This window comes from Billgrantia antri (assembly GCF_017868935.1).
Classification (GTDB): domain Bacteria; phylum Pseudomonadota; class Gammaproteobacteria; order Pseudomonadales; family Halomonadaceae; genus Halomonas; species Halomonas antri.
Genome location: NZ_CP053383.1, coordinates 4,516,436 through 4,532,732, shown reverse-complemented (window position 1 = coordinate 4,532,732; position 16,297 = coordinate 4,516,436). Strand labels below are relative to the sequence as shown.

General features: G+C 63.8%; 13 protein-coding genes. 11 read left to right on the top strand and 2 right to left on the bottom strand.

Going from position 1 to position 16,297, the window contains the following annotated elements; all coding sequences use genetic code 11:
• Window positions 1–116 precede the first annotated feature (116 nt).
• From HNO53_RS21240 to HNO53_RS21210, 7 genes are all read left to right on the top strand, one after another.
• A complete protein-coding gene (locus HNO53_RS21240) occupies window positions 117–926 on the top strand; it encodes an undecaprenyl-diphosphate phosphatase (RefSeq protein WP_209475038.1) in 810 nt (269 codons plus the stop codon).
• 31 nt (window positions 927–957) lie between these two features.
• On the top strand, window positions 958–2,025 hold the full coding sequence (locus HNO53_RS21235; protein WP_209475036.1) for an FAD:protein FMN transferase: 1,068 nt from the start codon (window positions 958–960) through the stop codon (window positions 2,023–2,025).
• 99 nt (window positions 2,026–2,124) lie between these two features.
• A complete protein-coding gene (glmU, locus tag HNO53_RS21230) occupies window positions 2,125–3,492 on the top strand; it encodes a bifunctional UDP-N-acetylglucosamine diphosphorylase/glucosamine-1-phosphate N-acetyltransferase GlmU (protein WP_209475034.1) in 1,368 nt (455 codons plus the stop codon).
• Between the two features lie 20 nt (window positions 3,493–3,512).
• A complete protein-coding gene (gene glmS, locus HNO53_RS21225; protein WP_209475033.1) occupies window positions 3,513–5,348 on the top strand; it encodes a glutamine--fructose-6-phosphate transaminase (isomerizing) in 1,836 nt (611 codons plus the stop codon).
• Window positions 5,349–5,477: 129 nt separating this feature from the next.
• A complete protein-coding gene (locus HNO53_RS21220; RefSeq protein WP_209475031.1) occupies window positions 5,478–7,187 on the top strand; it encodes a DUF945 family protein in 1,710 nt (569 codons plus the stop codon).
• A gap of 93 nt (window positions 7,188–7,280) precedes the next feature.
• Window positions 7,281–8,147 carry a DUF72 domain-containing protein gene (locus tag HNO53_RS21215; RefSeq protein WP_209475029.1) on the top strand — a complete coding sequence of 289 codons (867 nt, stop codon included), beginning with the start codon at window positions 7,281–7,283 and terminating at the stop codon, window positions 8,145–8,147.
• Window positions 8,148–8,276: 129 nt separating this feature from the next.
• Window positions 8,277–9,623: a sodium-dependent transporter gene (locus HNO53_RS21210; protein ID WP_209475028.1), complete on the top strand. Its 1,347-nt coding sequence runs from the start codon at window positions 8,277–8,279 to the stop codon at window positions 9,621–9,623.
• A 69-nt stretch (window positions 9,624–9,692) separates the two neighbouring features.
• Here the strand turns inward: HNO53_RS21210 and HNO53_RS21205 are convergent, their stop codons facing one another.
• The gene (locus HNO53_RS21205) at window positions 9,693–9,893 is read right to left on the bottom strand and encodes a PA3496 family putative envelope integrity protein (RefSeq protein ID WP_111415152.1); all 201 of its coding nucleotides are present in this window, start codon (window positions 9,891–9,893) and stop codon (window positions 9,693–9,695) included.
• A 207-nt stretch (window positions 9,894–10,100) separates the two neighbouring features.
• Between HNO53_RS21205 and hexR the strand changes: the two genes are divergently transcribed.
• The 3 genes from hexR to HNO53_RS21190 all read left to right on the top strand — a co-directional run bounded on the left by hexR (window position 10,101) and on the right by HNO53_RS21190 (window position 14,689).
• Window positions 10,101–10,964 (top strand): transcriptional regulator HexR, encoded by an 864-nt coding sequence (gene hexR, locus HNO53_RS21200; protein ID WP_197448998.1) that lies wholly within the window; start codon window positions 10,101–10,103, stop codon window positions 10,962–10,964.
• A gap of 292 nt (window positions 10,965–11,256) precedes the next feature.
• The gene (gene uvrD, locus HNO53_RS21195) at window positions 11,257–13,464 is read left to right on the top strand and encodes a DNA helicase II (protein ID WP_209475026.1); all 2,208 of its coding nucleotides are present in this window, start codon (window positions 11,257–11,259) and stop codon (window positions 13,462–13,464) included.
• A 136-nt stretch (window positions 13,465–13,600) separates the two neighbouring features.
• The gene (locus tag HNO53_RS21190) at window positions 13,601–14,689 is read left to right on the top strand and encodes a TRAP transporter substrate-binding protein (protein ID WP_209475024.1); all 1,089 of its coding nucleotides are present in this window, start codon (window positions 13,601–13,603) and stop codon (window positions 14,687–14,689) included.
• A gap of 63 nt (window positions 14,690–14,752) precedes the next feature.
• On the opposite strand, the gene HNO53_RS21185 is transcribed toward HNO53_RS21190, so the two are convergent.
• Window positions 14,753–15,160, bottom strand: coding sequence for an acyl-CoA thioesterase (locus HNO53_RS21185; protein WP_209475022.1), 408 nt, complete (start codon window positions 15,158–15,160; stop codon window positions 14,753–14,755).
• A 165-nt stretch (window positions 15,161–15,325) separates the two neighbouring features.
• Here HNO53_RS21185 and HNO53_RS21180 point away from each other — a divergent pair, with 165 nt between their 5' ends.
• A complete protein-coding gene (locus HNO53_RS21180) occupies window positions 15,326–16,291 on the top strand; it encodes a phosphate ABC transporter substrate-binding protein (RefSeq protein ID WP_209475020.1) in 966 nt (321 codons plus the stop codon).
• The last annotated feature ends 6 nt before the right edge of the window (window positions 16,292–16,297 follow it).

Genomic DNA, 16,297 nt, shown 5'->3' with positions numbered 1-16,297 from the left:
GTCGTCATCGTGAGACGGCGGACAAGCGATGAGGGGCCGTGTATTCTCTCTGCGTTCCTTTTCGTGCTCGCCGCGTTGCCGTGGTGCGAGACGTTTGCCGTGAGGAGAGATGCCACATGGATTGGCTGCAGGTCGTCGTGCTGTCCGTGATTCAGGGATTGACCGAATTTCTTCCGATTTCCAGCTCCGCTCACCTTATCCTGGTGCCGGTGCTGACCGACTGGACCGACCAGGGGCTGGTCTTCGACGTCGCCATGCACCTGGGTAGCCTGATGGCCGTGGTGATCTATTTTCGTGCCGAGTTGCGGCGCATGGTACTGAGCTGGGCGACGACGCTCGGCAGCGCCCGGCACGGGCGAGTCGTCGATCCGGATGCGCGTCTGGCCTGGTGGGTATTGCTGGCCACGATCCCGGTCTGTGTGGTCGGCTTTGCTCTGCATGATTACATCGAAGTCAGCATGCGCTCACCGTTCTGGATCGCGGGTGGCCTGATCGGCTTCGGCCTGCTGCTGGCCTACGCTGACTGGAAGCCACGCCAGGACCTCAGCGAGTACCAGCTCACGCTGCGTCATGCCATGCTGGTCGGCTTGTTTCAGGTGTTGGCGCTGATCCCCGGCACCTCACGCTCCGGCATCACCATCACCGCGGCCCTATTGCTGGGATTGAGCCGTGAGTCGGCGGCGCGCTTCTCGTTCCTGCTGTCCATTCCGGTGATCATCCTCGCCTCGGGACTGGAGATCGTCGACCTGATGCAGGAGCCGCAGGTCATCGATTGGACCCAACTGATCACGGGAGTTCTGCTGTCGGGTCTTAGTGCCTATCTCTGCATCCACTACTTTCTTGCCTTCATCAAGCGGATCGGCATGCAGCCCTTCGTCGTCTATCGCGTCGTGCTGGGCCTTTGGCTGCTGTGGATCTTCTGGTAGCCATGCCTACATGTCGAGGAGTCCTGTTACCATGAACCTTAAGCTGCGTCCTGTGGTGGTCGTGCTGCTGTGCCTGGTGGCGTTCGCCGGCTGCTCCGAGAGCGATCGTCCGCTGTCGTCGCCGGTTCGCCTGGAGGGAAGCATCTTTGGCTCCTTCTATCAGGTGACCATCGCCGACAGCCTGACCCAGGGACAGGCGCGTGACCTGGAGCAGGGGCTGGTCGAGGTGCTCGAGCAGGTGGATGCGAGCATGTCGATCTACCGCGACGACTCGGAGCTGATGGCTTTCAACCAGGCGCCGCTCGGGGAGTGGCAGCCACTCTCCAACGAGCTGATCGAGGTCTTGGCGATCAGCCAGTCGGTGGCCGAGGCGAGCGGCGGCGCTTTCGATGTCACCATGGGTGGGCTGGTCAACCTGTGGAGCTTCGGATCGGAGGCGCGGCCGCGCGAGGTGCCTGACGACGAGACGCTACAGGCGCGCCTGGCCGAGATCGGTCCCGACAGCATCGAGGTCGACGAGACTGCCCTGCAGGCGCGGCGGCTGCGCGAGGTGTTCGTCGATCTCGGCGGCGTGGCCAAGGGGCATGCCACCGACCGGGTCGCCGCCTACCTGAACACCGAGGGGGTCGAGCACTATCTGGTCAACCTCGGCGGCGATCTGATTACGCGGGGCTATCGCGATGGCGACGGCGAGCCCTGGCGCATCGGCATCGAGGCGCCCCTCGACGATCGCCAGGAGGCCACGCATATCGTGCCGTTGCACGATATCTCGGTGGCCACCTCGGGTGACTATCGCAACTATTTCGAAGAGAGTGGGCAACGTTTCTCGCACACCATTGATCCCCGCACCGGACGTCCCATCGAGCACCGTGTGGCGTCGGCGTCGGTGTTCCATCCCTCCAACGCCTGGGCCGATGCCTGGGCCACGGCGATGATGGTGCTGGGCGATGAGGAAGGCCTGGCGCTGGCGGGCGAGCAGGGACTCAAGGTATTGCTGCTGGTGCGCGAGGATGAGGGCTGGAGCAGCCTGGCGAGCCCCGCCTTCGCCGATTACGTGGGCGGCGAACTGAGCGACGAGATGGGCCTGGAGGTGCGCTGAGCCACCCCACCGAGGGGCGGGAAGCCTGCTTGCCATGAGGTCGGGCGAGACGCCGGGCCCCGACGAACTGGAGCCAATTGATTGGACAAGGAGTCTCAGATGACCCTGGACGTAGTGATTCTGGCCGCCGGGCAGGGCACGCGGATGCGTTCGACCCTGCCCAAGGTCCTGCATCGCCTGGCCGGCAAGCCAATGGTTCGCCACGTTCTCGACACCGCGCGGGAACTCGAGGCAGATCGTCTCCACGTGGTGGTCGGCCACGGTGCCGAGCGGGTTCGCGAAGCGCTCGCCGAGTATCCGGTGCGCTTTGCGCTGCAGGCCGAGCAGAAGGGTACCGGGCACGCGGTGGCCCAAGCGCTGGAAGGGCTCGGCGATGGCAAGGTGCTGGTGCTGTACGGAGACGTGCCGCTGATCCGGCGAGAGACCCTGGCGGCGCTGCTGGAAGAGGTGGACGAGTCGCGTATGGGGCTGCTTACCGTGACGCTGGACGACCCGACCGGCTACGGTCGCATTCTGCGCAACGAGCGCGGCCAGGCGGTGGCCATCGTCGAGCAGAAGGATGCCAGCGAGAACGAACTGGCGATCCATGAATGCAACACCGGCATCATGGCCATGACCGCCAGCCAGTTGAAGCGCTGGCTGCCGCGGCTGTCTGCCGACAACGCCCAGGGCGAGTACTACCTGACCGATATCATCGCCATGGCCGCTGCCGAGGGAGTCGTCATCGCCACCGCCCAACCTGCCGATCCGCTCGAGGTCGAAGGGGTCAACAACCGCCTGCAGATGGCGGGTCTGGAGCGCGCCCATCAGCGCCATATCGCCGAGACGCTCATGACCCAGGGAGTGGCGCTGCTCGATCCGTCGCGCCTCGACGTGCGCGGGCGCCTGACGTGCGGGCACGATGTCGAAATCGATGTCGGCTGCGTCTTCGAGGGCGAAGTGGAGCTGGGCGAGGGCGTGCGTATCGGTGCACACTGCGTCATCCGCGATAGCCATATCGGCGCCGAGAGCGTGATCGAACCTCACAGCGTGATCGAGGGTGCCGTGGCGGCGGGGCGCAACCGCATCGGGCCCTTTGCCCGACTGCGGCCCGGTACTCGCCTGGCGGTGGGGGCCAAGGTAGGCAACTTCGTCGAGACCAAGAACGCCGAGGTGGGCGAGGGTAGTAAGATCAACCACCTCAGCTACGTGGGCGATGCGCGGCTGGGACGCGACGTCAACGTCGGCGCCGGCACCATTACCTGCAACTACGACGGCGCCAACAAGCATCGTACCGATATCGGCGATGATGCCTTCATCGGCTCGAATACCGCTCTGGTCGCCCCGGTCAGCGTCGGCCGTGGCGCCACGATCGGTGCCGGATCGACCATCAGCAAGGACGTCCCCGATAACGCCCTGGCCGTCTCCCGCGGACGCCAGATCGGCAAGACCGACTGGGCACGGCCCACCAAGAAAACTCGAGACTGAAGCAAGCGCGAGGTATCGTCATGTGTGGAATCGTTGGTGCCGTTGCCGAGCGCAACGTGGAAGGCATCCTGCTCGAGGGCCTCAGGCGACTGGAGTACCGCGGCTATGACTCGGCCGGCATGGCCGTGCTGGGCGCCACCGGCGAGCTCCACCGCCGCCGGGCGCTGGGCAAGGTGGCCGCTCTCGAGGCCATGCTCGAGGAGGAGGCGTTGCCGGGGCGTTGCGGCATTGCCCACACTCGCTGGGCCACCCATGGCAAGCCCAGCGAGGAGAATGCTCACCCTCATCAGTCGGGCGAGCGTCTGGCGCTGGTGCACAACGGCATCATAGAGAACCACGAGCCGCTGCGAGGCGAGCTTCAGGCGGCCGGCTATGCCTTCTCCTCGCAGACCGACACCGAGGTGGTCGCACACCTGCTGGAGCGCGAGTACCAGCGCGGCGACGGTCTGCTGGCCGCCGTGCAACGCGGCCTGGCGCGCCTCGAAGGCGCCTATGCGCTGGCAGTGGTACACGCTGGCGAGCCCGATGTCATCGTCGGCGCACGCAAGGGCAGCCCGCTGGTGGTGGGGGTGGGGATCGACGAGGCTTTTCTCGGTTCCGATCCGCTGGCGCTGCTGCAGGTCACCGATCGCTTCATCTACCTCCAGGAAGGCGATGTGGTTCGTCTCTCGGCCGGTGGTAAAGTCGAGATCTTCGATGCCGAAGGGCAGGCCGTACAGCGCGCAGTGCAGACCTTCGAACACGGCGACGGCGCCGCCAGCAAGGGCGAATATCGCCACTTCATGCAGAAGGAAATCTTCGAACAGCCGGCGGTCATTGCGGCGGCTCTCGAAGGGCGGCTGGGCGAGCGCTCGGTGCCGGCCGAGTGCTTCGGGCCCGAGGCCGAAGCACTCTTCGCACGGGTCGAACAGCTGCATATTGTGGCCTGTGGCACCAGCTACCACGCTGGCCTGGTCGCGCGTTACTGGCTCGAGCGTTATGCCGGGATACCCGTTCAGGTGGAGGTGGCCTCGGAGTATCGCTACCGCACGGTGGTGGTACCCGACAATACCCTGTTCGTCACCCTGTCGCAGTCCGGCGAGACTGCCGACACCCTGGCTGCGCTGCGCTTCGCCCGCGAGCGGGGCTATCTCGGCAGCCTGGCGATTTGTAACGTGCCGGGCAGTTCTCTGGTGCGCGAATCGGATCTGACGCTGATGACCCAGGCCGGCCCCGAGATCGGTGTTGCCTCCACCAAGGCCTTTACCACCCAGCTCACGGCCCTGATGCTGCTCACTCTGGCCATGGGGCGGGTCAAGGGGCTGGCCGCCGAGACCCAGGCCGACGTGGTGGCCGGACTGCGCGGCCTGCCGCAGCTGGTGAGTCGTGTGCTAAAGCTGGACGGCGCCATCGAGGCGCTATCGACCGCTTTCGCCGAGAAGCACCATGCACTGTTCCTCGGGCGTGGTGCGCACTTCCCGATTGCGCTGGAGGGCGCGCTCAAGCTCAAGGAAATCTCTTACATCCACGCCGAGGCCTATCCGGCCGGCGAGCTCAAGCATGGTCCGCTGGCACTGGTCGACAGCGAGATGCCGGTGATCTCGGTCGCCCCCAATGACGAGCTGCTCGACAAGCTGAAATCCAACCTCCAGGAAGTGAAGGCGCGGGGCGGCGAACTCTTCGTCTTTGCCGACGAGGGGGTGGGCCTGGCGGAGGAAGAGGGGGTCAGGGTGCTGCGGTTGCCGCATGTTCACGATGCCTTGGCACCGATCCTCTACACCGTGCCGCTGCAGCTGCTGAGCTACCACGTGGCGGTACTCAAGGGCACCGACGTCGACCAGCCGCGTAATCTGGCCAAGTCGGTGACGGTGGAATGACCCTCGTGTAAATCAACTTACTTTCCTCGTTTCTTGTCGTTAAACTTCGTGCGTGAAGTTAACCAGCAATAAGCTTGGCTTATTGTTGGCTAACTTCCCTTTAACGAAAAACGAGAAAAGGACATCGACGTGGGGAAAGGACAGAATCAACGGGGGATTGGCCTGAAGAAATCGGTGACGGTCACCGTAGGGGTAGCGATAATCGCTGGCCTGGGAGCCCCCTACTGGATGGGGCACCAGATAGAACGGCAATATACCGGTTATCTACAGCAATGGGAAAACTTCGATTATATCCGGGTTGAAAACCTCACTTACACGCGTGACTGGTTCCAGGCGCAAGCCAGTTATGAGCTCACTCTCGAACCGGAATTTGCCCAAGCGTACCAGCGGTTTCTAACGTCGCAGACGGCGCTGGAGTTCGAGGGGGAACCATTGAGGATCGTCGTCAACGACCGGATTTCTCATGGTCCCTTCATGGGCGCATTGGCCAGTCTCGAAGGACGAGCCGAGGCATCGGGCTGGCTGTTCGAGCAGTTGGTCAAGTGGGAAGAGGGGGCGGCACTCTCCCACTATGACGCACGCGTCGGTTTCGATCGGGTGGTACGGGGCGAATGGGCGCCCATGGAAATGGCGCTGGTCGCCGGCCCGCTACTCACCGATGCGGGGCTGGACATGCGTTATGCCGCCGAGTACCTGGGTGGCGACTTTCGCTTCGACCCGGGCAGCGGCGAATACCGTAGCACTGGGCGCTTGGGTCAGGCTCGGCTGGAGGAGCCCACCGCCATCCATACCTTCGAGGGCTCGACGTCGAGTGTCGTAGCCGCCTTTCCCCAAGGCGTCCTGCGCGAAATCACGTTTCGCTCGGACGATGCCCCGATGCTGACGGAAAGCCGGGATTTCGACCAGGCGAGCGACTCCCGGATCGAAGGGCAGAGCGTCGACATCAAACTTCTTTTCGACGAACAGGGACGTTTCGAGCACGTCACGACGCATTTCGAGATGCAGGGCTTCGAGTCCGAGGCGCCGAATCTCTACCTGGCCATGGCAGGCCTCGATGCCGATTTCGCGGCATCTCGCCAGGGCGAGAGCAGTTGGTATGGCCAGCTCGATCTTGCCCTTGATGGAGTGTCGCTGCGTGAACAGGGCTTGCCGGGCCTGACGGCTCAGAGCGTGAGCTACGGGTTGGGCGTGGAGCCGGAATCCGAGACGCAATTCCAGCTGACCCAGTTGGCCGCAACCCGCGACCTGCGCATCCAGGGCATGGATGAGCCCATCGCATTCCACTTCGAGTCGAGCTACGGTCAGCTACCGCGTACGGAATACGATACGCTGTGGAGTCTGATCTACGACGCCATCGACCGTTTTCAGTTGGACGATCCGGAGGCCGTGTTACCGGTTTTCGAGCGCATGGAAAACGCCGGGGAGGCGCTGGTGGCGGGTCGTTCTGCCTTCACCTTAAAGCCAGTGACATTCAGCATCGGCGATGCGGATGCCGCCATGACGCTGGAAGCGGACCTTGACCTCGAGAGCTTTTCCGCCCTCGATCAGCATCGACTGCTGGCGCCGGAGAATCGCTTGGACCTGAACGTGAATGCCTCCGCACTGCTGTTGCACAAGGTCGCTCGCGAGTCGCTCCGGCAGCAGTATGGTGGAATGATCTCGGGTAACGAACTCGAAGCAATGGCCAAGGAAACGGTCGCCGAAGGCTTGCAGCCCATGCTGGACCTTGGCGTCGTGCGTCGCGAGGATGGGGATCGCTATTCCTTGAATCTACGGCTTCAGGATGGCCGCTTGCTGATGAACGGCGAACCCGGTGAGTGGTTGCTGGGCCAGTTCTGAGCAGCCTGGCGTCGGATCGTTGCTGCCGGGGTAGTGCGCTGCGTCCACCACCCCGGCACGGTGAAGCCAACGGACGGTATAGGCAGAGAGAAGATGTCGAGGTTGCCCGGACTCTATCTGGGATTGCCCATGTGGGCCAACGCCGAGTGGTGTGGCTCCCTTTACCCACCCTACGCAGGACAGGAAGGCTGGCTGAACGACTATGCCCGGGTCTTTCCTGCGGTGGAGGGCAACACCACCTTCTATAGCGGTGCGCCCAGGGCGGAGACGGTAGCGGCATGGGCGCGCATGGTTCCCCCGCACTTTCGCTTCTGCTTCAAGTTGCCGGCGGCACTCACCCATGGCAAGCGTCTGCGCGACGTCGAGGCCGATGTCGACGCCTTTCTCGATGCACTCCTGCCGCTGCATTCCCACCTGGGCCCACTGCTCGTTCAGTTGCCTCGGGACTTTGGCGCTTCCGAACTCTCTCGCCTCGAGGCACTGCTATCCCGCTGGCCGAACGGGATCCCTTGTGCCGTGGAGGTTCGCCACCCCGAGTTTTTCCACAAGGGGACGTCCGAAGTTGATTTGAACCGCCTGTTGATAACTTACGGCGCCGACCGCGCCATGCTCGACGTACGCCCGCTCTTCTCGACGACGGCGGAGGGCCGTCCGGCGCTGGCTCACGCTCAGAATGAAAAGCCAAGATGCCCATTACACGTGCTTTCCACGGGAGAGCAGCCGCTGATCCGCTTCATCGGCCACTTGGATGAAGCGATCAACCGGCATTATTTCCAGCCTTGGGTTGCTCAGATCAAGCTGTGGATAAATCAGGGGAAAACCCCTTTTCTCTTTGTGCATACCGCCGACAACCGGCAGGCTCCGCAGCTGGCTCGTGAACTCTATCAAGCGCTTGCCAGCGATATCGGCCTGCCGCCGCTGGGTGATTTTGCCGGTGAACGGCAGGCACGCCTGTTCTGATGCCCTCGCGCTGGCGTTCGAGCGTCTGATCAGATAGATTTGCCGACATTCGAGCCAAAAACCCGTCTATCTACCAAGTTTTTGCGCTTGAGGAATATCAACGACCAGATACACAACAACAGGTGAGTCATGTCTAAACTCGTACATGCACAATGGTCATCCAAGATGACCTTCGTGCTCGCGGCCGCAGGCTCGGCGGTCGGGCTGGGCAATATCTGGAAATTCCCTTATATGGTGGGCGAGAGCGGTGGGGCGGCTTTCGTCCTGGTCTACCTGCTCTGTATCGCCCTCATCGGCCTGCCGATCCTGGTGGCTGAATGGCTGATCGGCCGGCGCGGTCAGGAGAACCCTATCAACGCCATGTCCGAACTCTCCCGGCGTGGCGGACACCTGCCGGCCTGGGTGCTGGTGGGCGTCAGCGGGGTACTCGGTGCCTTCCTGATCCTCTCCTTCTACAGCGTGATCGGGGGCTGGTCGCTCTCCTACACGCTGGGATCGATCACCGGTACGTTCAGCGGCCAGGATGCCGACGGCGTCGGCGGGGTCTTCACCGGTATGCTGGGTAGCCCCGCTACCCTGTTGCTGTGGCATACCGTCTTCATGGTTCTGGTCATCGGCATCGTGGCCCGAGGTGTGACCAAGGGGCTCGAGGGTGCCGTGCGTACCATGATGCCGGCGCTGGTAATTCTGATGCTGGTGCTGGTGGGTTACGGCATGACGACGGGCCACTTCGGCGAGGCGCTCTCCTTCATGTTCCGGCCCGACTGGGGAGCCATCAACGGCGAGGTGGTGCTGGCCGCCATGGGGCAGGCCTTCTTCACCCTGTCGCTGGGCATGGGCATCATGATGGCCTACGGTTCCTATCTGGGCGAGGAGGTCAACCTGCTGGGCACCGCACGTACGGTCATCCTTCTCGACACCGGCATTGCTCTGCTGGCGGGCCTGGCGATCTTCCCCATCGTATTCGCCAATGGGCTGGATCTCGACTCCGGGCCGGGACTGATCTTCGTTACCCTGCCACTGGCCTTTGGCAACATGACGGGCGGCACTCTGCTGGGACTGATGTTCTTCCTGCTGCTGACGTTCGCCGCTCTGACCTCGGCCATTTCGCTGTTGGAGCCGGTTGTGGAATTCGTCGAGGAGCGCACGCCACTCTCGCGCGTCGTGGCTACGCTGGTCAGTGGCTTGGCGGTTTGGGCACTGGGCATCCTTGCCCTGCTCTCGTTCAATCTGCTGAGTGAATTCTTGATTCTGGGTTATAACGTCTTCGATCTGCTGGATACCTTCACCAGCAAGATCCTGCTCCCGCTGACGGGGCTCGGTGCGATCGTGTTCGTCGCCTGGTGCCTGGATCGCCAGAGCGTGGCCGCCGAACTCAACCTCTCCGGCGGCAGCGAGTCGCTGTGGCTCGTGGTGGCGCGCTATGTGGCGCCGCTGGGCGTGGTAGCGGTATTCCTGCATTCACTGCTGGGCTAAACCTTCCCCCCAGGCCCCGGGTGCCGGGGTCTGGCGCAGGTCTCGAGCGGCCGCCGGAAGGCGGCCGTGTCAGTGTTTCTCTTCGTCGGCGAGATCGGCGATGTCGCGCTCCAGCTGCTTGAACTCTTGATGCAGCTCTATGCCGCGTCGGGCGCGAAGGTTGCGTTGCGCAGCGCTGCGGGAGCGTTTCTCGTGCTCGGCGACATTGATGCTCATGAAGATGTCGAGAAGTTCGTTCTTGACGGAAGTGACCCGCTCGACCTTGCTCATGATCGACCCTCCCTTCTTCTGTGTCTTATCTTCTCTGGTGCAAGATCAAATCACAGCATCTTTACTATACCCCACTTGACAGTTTCATGACGAAGTGGTCATTACACGCTAGGTAGGGGCCAGGCCTGCCAATGGGGGCGGAAACTCCCCCAAGCGGACCGGATCAGGCATACTGAAGCCCTGGGTTCAGCAACCAAGGAGTTCAGCGTGAGCCGCGCCCTGTTCGATGAAATGAGACGCCGCATGGAGCACTTCCGCCGCTCCGAGCAGAAAGTGGCGCGCTTCGTGCTGCGTAATCCCGATGAAGTCATCCACATGCGCATCGTCGACCTGGCCACCGAGGCTAAGGTCAGCGAGCCGACGGTGGTGCGCTTCTGTCGGGCATTGGGCTGCAACGGCTTCCAGGACTTCAAGCTCAAGCTGGCGCAGATGCTGGCTTCGGGAAGCCAGTTCGCCCAGTTCTCGATGAACGATGACGACTCCGTCGCCGAATTCTCCCAGAGCATCTTCGACTCCACCGTGGGCACCCTGCTGTCGGTGCGCGATCGGCTCGACAACGACGCCATGAGCCGGGCGATCCAGGCCCTGGCGATGGCCAACCGGGTCGAGTTCTACGGCTTCGGTGCTTCGGGTGCGGTGGCCTTCGACGCCCAGCACAAGTTCTTCCGCCTGCAGATCTCTACTGCCGCCTACGCCGACCCGCACATGCAGAACATGTCGGCGGTGACCCTCAAGGAGGGCGACGTGGTAGTGGCGATCTCCCAGACCGGTCGTACCCGTGCCCTGGTGGCCAGCGTGCGCCTGGCCCGCGAGGCCGGTGCCACGGTGATCGGCCTGTGCCCCAGCGGCTCGCCGCTGGCCGAGGAGGTGACCTTGCCGCTGTACATCGACGTACACGAGGACACCGAGATCTACACGCCGATGAGCTCGCGCATCGCTCACCTGGTGCTGGTCGACGTGCTCGCCGTGGGCGTGGCCAAGACCCGCGGACCGAAGCTCGCCGAGCAGCTCAAGGCGGTCAAGAAGAGCCTGACGCCGCTGAGGTTTCCGGAGCAGGAAGGCAAGCCCTGAGGAAAGGCTGATTTAATGCTGCGCTCGCGCCCTTGATAAAGACAGCTGGCCGCCGACGGTGCCGAAGCGTCGGACCGTCGCTCTCCTCATGTAGCAGGCTACACTCCGGGAGCTGCGCTCCGGCGGCGACCAGCCTCTCATCGCTCGCGACATAAATCAGCTCTTTCCTAGCGAAATCGAATTGTATGCAGATCGTCATTCGGCGCCGACGTGTAACGCCGCTCGCGTCGAGGATTGGGCGGGCGGATATGCTAAGCTGGGCGCTCATTTTTTCCAGCGGCAGACCCCTTCCATGGACGACGTCACGGCGATCCTCGATCAGTTGAATCCGGCCCAGCGCGAGGCGGTGAGCGCCCCCCAGGGCAACATGCTGGTGCTGGCCGGGGCCGGCTCGGGCAAGACCCGGGTGCTGGTGCATCGCATCGCCTGGCTGATGCAGGCCGAGGGGCTGTCGCCCTATGCCGTGCTGGCGGTGACCTTCACCAACAAGGCGGCGCGCGAGATGCGCACGCGCCTGGAAGCGTTGCTGGGGTTGTCGCTGCGTAACGTCTGGGTCGGCACCTTCCACTCCATCGCCCATCGCCTGCTGCGTACCCATTGGCAGGACGCGCGGTTGCCGCAGCATTTCCAGATCATCGACACCGACGACCAGTTGCGCCTGATCAAGCGTCTGCTCAAGGATCACCGGATCGACGACGAGCGCTACCCCCCGCGCCAGGTGCAGTACTTCATCTCCGGCTGCAAGGAAGAGGGACTGCGCCCGCATCAGGTCGACGTTCACGGCGATGCCTACATGGCCCAGATGGTCGAGCTCTACGAGCGCTACCAGCTCACCTGTGAACGCGGCGGCCTGGTCGACTTCGGCGAGCTGCTGCTCAGAAGTCTCGAGCTGCTGCGCGACACCCCGGCGCTGCTGGCCCACTACCAGGAGCGCTTCGCCCACGTGCTGGTCGACGAATTCCAGGATACCAACACCCTGCAGTACGCCTGGCTCAAGCTGCTCACCGGCATGAAGACGCCGATGACCGTGGTCGGCGACGACGACCAGTCGATCTACGGCTGGCGCGGGGCACGGATCGAGAACATTCGACGCTTCGAGCGGGAATTCTCCGAGACGAAGACGGTGCGGCTGGAGCAGAACTATCGCTCCACCAGCGCCATCCTCGATGCCGCCAACGCCCTGATCAGCCACAACACCGAGCGCATGGGCAAGGAGCTGTGGACGGCCGGCGCCCGCGGCGAGCCGATCTCGGTGTATGCCGGTTTCAACGACCTGGACGAGGCGCGCTTCATCGTCGACACCATCAAGGAGAAGGTCGACGAAGGTTACCGCCGCCGCGACGTGGCCATTCTCTACCGTTCCAACGCCCAGTCGCGGGTGCTCGAGGAAACCCTGATCCGCCAGGGCATGCCGTATCGCATCTACGGCGGCCAGCGCTTCTACGAGCGCCTCGAGATCAAGAACGCCCTGGCCTACCTGCGCCTGTTGCTCAACCGCGATGATGACGCCTCGCTCGAGCGCATCATCAACGTGCCGCCGCGGGGTATCGGCACGCGCACGGTCGAACAGCTGCGCGAGCGTGCTCGCCTGGCCGGGGTATCGCTGTGGCAGGCGCTGCACGACGGCCTCATGGACGGTGCGTTGAAGGGGCGTGCCGGTGCTGCGCTACAGGCGTTTGCCGATCTCATCGAGCGACTGGACAACGATACCGCCGGCATGTCGCTGCACGAGATCATCGCCCATGTGAACGAGGTCTCGGGCCTGATCGAGCATCACCAGAACGAAAAGGGCGAGAAGGGGCAGGCCCGGGTCGAGAACCTCGAGGAATTGATCAATGCCGCCCGGGCCTTCACCCAGGGTGAGTCCTTCGACCCGCCCGAGGCCGGTGAGGGTGCCGTGGCGCTGGAGGCCTTCCTCACCGAGGCGGCACTCAACGCCGGCGAGCACGAGGCCGATGAGTTCGAGGACAGTGTGCAGCTGATGACGCTGCACTCGGCCAAGGGGCTGGAGTTTCCGGTGGTGTTTATCGCCGGGGTGGAGGAGGGGCTGTTCCCGCACAAGATGTCGCTGGAGGAGCCCGGTCGTCTGGAGGAGGAGCGCCGGCTCTGCTACGTCGGCCTGACCCGCGCCATGCGCAAGCTCTACCTGACCCACTCGGAGATCCGCCGCCTGCACGGCAAGGAGACCTTCCAGCGGCCGTCGCGCTTTCTGCGCGAGATACCCGGCGAGTATCTCGAGGAGGTGCGCCTGCGCGGCCAGATCTCGCGCCCGGTGACGGCCGCACGCCCGGCGATGGGTCTCTCGCGCCAGACCTCGGTCGATCCCGGCGGCGACCTACCCAGCCTGAGCCTGGGCCAGCGGGTGCAGCATCCGGTCTTTGGTGAAGGGGTGATCCTCAATGCCGAGGGCGAGGGGGCTCGTGCCCGGGTGCAGGTCAGCTTCGAGGGTGAGGGCGACAAGTGGCTGGTGCTGGGATTCGCCAAGCTCACCCCCCTGTAGGGAGGGCAAGAGGTACGTTGACGTCTACGTCAAAAGGCGGCCTTGCTGCCCAAATGGTCATTAAGCATACTCACAGGCGGACACATCGCGCTTGATTAGACGCGACTCAGAATAACCATCCGGAGTCATGCCCCCCATGCAACGCCGCAAATTCCTCAAGACCGCCGGCCTCGGTGCCGCCGGTGTCGTCGCCGCTCCCTTCGTCTCCACCGCCAAGGCGCAGGAGACCATCACCTGGGACATGGTCACTTCCTGGCCGACCAACTTTCCGGGCCTGGGCACGGGTGCCAACGAATTCGCCCAGCGCATCGAACGCCTTTCGGGAGGACGCATGCGCGTTCGCGTTCATGGTGCCGGCGAGTTGGTGCCACCGCTGGAGGTCTTCGATGCCGTGGCCGCCGGCACCGCCGAGATGGGCCATTCGGCCTCCTACTACTGGCGTGGCAAGGTCGCTGCCTCGCAGTTCTTCACCGCCGTGCCCTTCGGCATGAACACCACCGAGACCAACGCCTGGCTCTACTACGGCGGCGGACAGGAACTGTGGGACGAGATCTACGCCAAGCACAACCTCAAGCCGTTCCCGGTGGGCAATACCGGTACCCAGATGGCCGGCTGGTTCAAGAAGGAGATTAACTCGCTGGAGGACATGCAGGGACTCAAGCTGCGCCTGCCGGGCCTCGCCGGCGAGGCGATGAACGGTATCGGCGTGACTACCGTCAACATGCCGGGCGGCGAGATCTTCACCTCCATGCAGACCGGCGTCCTCGATGCTGCCGACTGGGTCGGCCCCTACAACGACATGGCCTTCGGCCTGCACCAGGTGGCGGACTACTACTACACCTCGGCCTGGAACGAGCCGTCGGCGATCCTCGAGGGTACCGTCAACCTGGACGCCTGGAACGAGCTGCCCGACGACCTCAAGGCGGTGGTGACCGAGGCCGCACGTGCCTCCAACCTGGCGATGGTCAGCGAGTTCGCTTTCCGCAATGCCCAGGCGCTGGAGACGCTGGTGAAGGAGCATGGCGTGCAGCTGCGCAGCTTCCCGGACGACGTCATGCAGGCGCTCTACGAGTCCTCGCAGCAGGTGATCCAGGCGCAGGTGGAGAGCGACCCCGACTCGGCCAAGGTCTACGAGTCCTACCAGGCCTTCCAGCAGATGGTGAGTACTTTCACCGACGTAGGGGAATTCGCCTACCTCAAGACCCGTGAGAAAGTCATCGGCTGAGCCCGACGACCTACAGGAATACGAGGGCGCCTTCACGGCGCCCTCGTGCGTTGTGAGAGCGGCTCAGCCCGGCTGGTTGACGGCGCGGATGCGGCCCTTTTCGTCGAGCGCCACCATCACGAAGCGTGCCTCAGTGACCTTGTGCAGTTCGCTGGTCTCGCGTTCGTGGGGTTGGCGAATCCACACCTCCACGTCGATCTTGATCGAGCTGTGGCCGATCTCGCGTACGGCAGTGAAGATGTTGACCATCGAGCCGACACGCACCGGACACAGAAAGTCCATGGTCTCGATGGCCACGGTGGCGGTACGGCCATGGGCTTCGCGGCCTGCCGCCAGTTCGGCAGCCTGGTCCATGTGGCGCACCAGCCAGCCACCGGGAATATCACCGTAGAGGTTGGTATCCTGCCGGTTGGCCAGTAACTTGAGGGTCAGTTGCCCTTGGGGGGCGGGAATATCGTCGAGGTCGGTCATGGAATGTCGTAAGCTCGGCTTGTTGTTGTGGGTGCTGATATTGCATCGCAGCGATCATTGTCGGCCATCTTATACGCCGTGGCTTGTGCTAACCAGCGCTGCGACAAGTCGCCCCAGACGATTCATTGCTGCGACAGCCACCCTCGAGACCAAGAGGAGACCGGCATGATTTCCTTCGGCAAGCGACATGGCCGGTGTGGGCTACGTCACGGCTGTCTTGCCGCGCTGTTGACGCTGCTGTCAGCGATCGTACAGGCCAGTGAGCCGCCGGTCGGTAACCTGGGGGTGGTGGGGTCCGACACCATGGCAGGCCTGATGCTGCGCTGGGGCGAACAGCTGAGCGAGCGCCATCCCGGCATCCGCCTGCAGTTGCAGGCCAGCGGATCGGCCAGTGCTCCACCGGCCCTGGCGGCCGGTACCACTCGGCTTGGCCCCATGTCGCGGCCGATGGACGAGGAGGAGCGCCGCGCCTTCACCCAGCGCCATGGATATGCACCGGTGGAAGTGGAAGTGGCCCGCGATGCGCTGGCCATCATCGTCCATCGTCACCATGACCTGGAAGCGCTGCGCCTGGAGCAGGTCGATGCGATCTTCTCACGCACGCGTCGCTGTGGCGACGAGATCGATATAACCCGCTGGGAGCAGCTGGGTATCGACGGTCGAGTCGGGCGTATCGAGCTGCATGGGCGCAACCCCGCCTCGGGCAGCTACGGGCTGTTTCGCCAGCGCGCCCTGTGCGGGGGCGAATATCGCTGGCGGCTCAATGAGCATCCCGGGTCGGCCGCGGTGGTGGCGGCCGTTACGGAGAGCCGCGAGGCGATCGGTTATGTCGGTCTCAATCATCTCACGCCTGGGGTAAAGCCCCTGGCGCTGGAGGATGCCGAGGGCAAGCTGAGCTTCCCCGAAGCCGAGCAGGTTCGCCGGGGCGACTATCCACTGAGCCGCTCGCTGTACCTCTATGCCAACTTACCACCAGGCAAGGCACCTTCGGGCCCGGAGCGGGCGCTGCTGGAGCTCATCCTCTCGCCGGAGGGGCAGCGCACCGTCGCCGAGCTGGGCTTCGTGGCGCTGTCGGACACCGCACTGGCGTCCCAGCGTGAGCGCCTGGGGCTAGACGAACCACTACCGTGACGCTGT

What these genes read in the sequence shown, in the direction of transcription:
- HNO53_RS21240 (WP_209475038.1), top strand. Translation starts at nt 117, where the DNA reads ATGGATTGGCTGCAGGTCGTCGTGCTGTCCGTGATTCAGGGATTGACC.
- HNO53_RS21235 (WP_209475036.1), top strand. Translation starts at nt 958, where the DNA reads ATGAACCTTAAGCTGCGTCCTGTGGTGGTCGTGCTGCTGTGCCTGGTG.
- glmU (WP_209475034.1), top strand. Translation starts at nt 2,125, where the DNA reads ATGACCCTGGACGTAGTGATTCTGGCCGCCGGGCAGGGCACGCGGATG.
- glmS (WP_209475033.1), top strand. Translation starts at nt 3,513, where the DNA reads ATGTGTGGAATCGTTGGTGCCGTTGCCGAGCGCAACGTGGAAGGCATC.
- HNO53_RS21215 (WP_209475029.1), top strand. Translation starts at nt 7,281, where the DNA reads ATGTCGAGGTTGCCCGGACTCTATCTGGGATTGCCCATGTGGGCCAAC.
- HNO53_RS21210 (WP_209475028.1), top strand. Translation starts at nt 8,277, where the DNA reads ATGTCTAAACTCGTACATGCACAATGGTCATCCAAGATGACCTTCGTG.
- HNO53_RS21205 (WP_111415152.1), bottom strand. Translation starts at nt 9,893, where the DNA reads ATGAGCAAGGTCGAGCGGGTCACTTCCGTCAAGAACGAACTTCTCGAC.
- uvrD (WP_209475026.1), top strand. Translation starts at nt 11,257, where the DNA reads ATGGACGACGTCACGGCGATCCTCGATCAGTTGAATCCGGCCCAGCGC.
- HNO53_RS21190 (WP_209475024.1), top strand. Translation starts at nt 13,601, where the DNA reads ATGCAACGCCGCAAATTCCTCAAGACCGCCGGCCTCGGTGCCGCCGGT.
- HNO53_RS21185 (WP_209475022.1), bottom strand. Translation starts at nt 15,160, where the DNA reads ATGACCGACCTCGACGATATTCCCGCCCCCCAAGGGCAACTGACCCTC.
- HNO53_RS21180 (WP_209475020.1), top strand. Translation starts at nt 15,326, where the DNA reads ATGATTTCCTTCGGCAAGCGACATGGCCGGTGTGGGCTACGTCACGGC.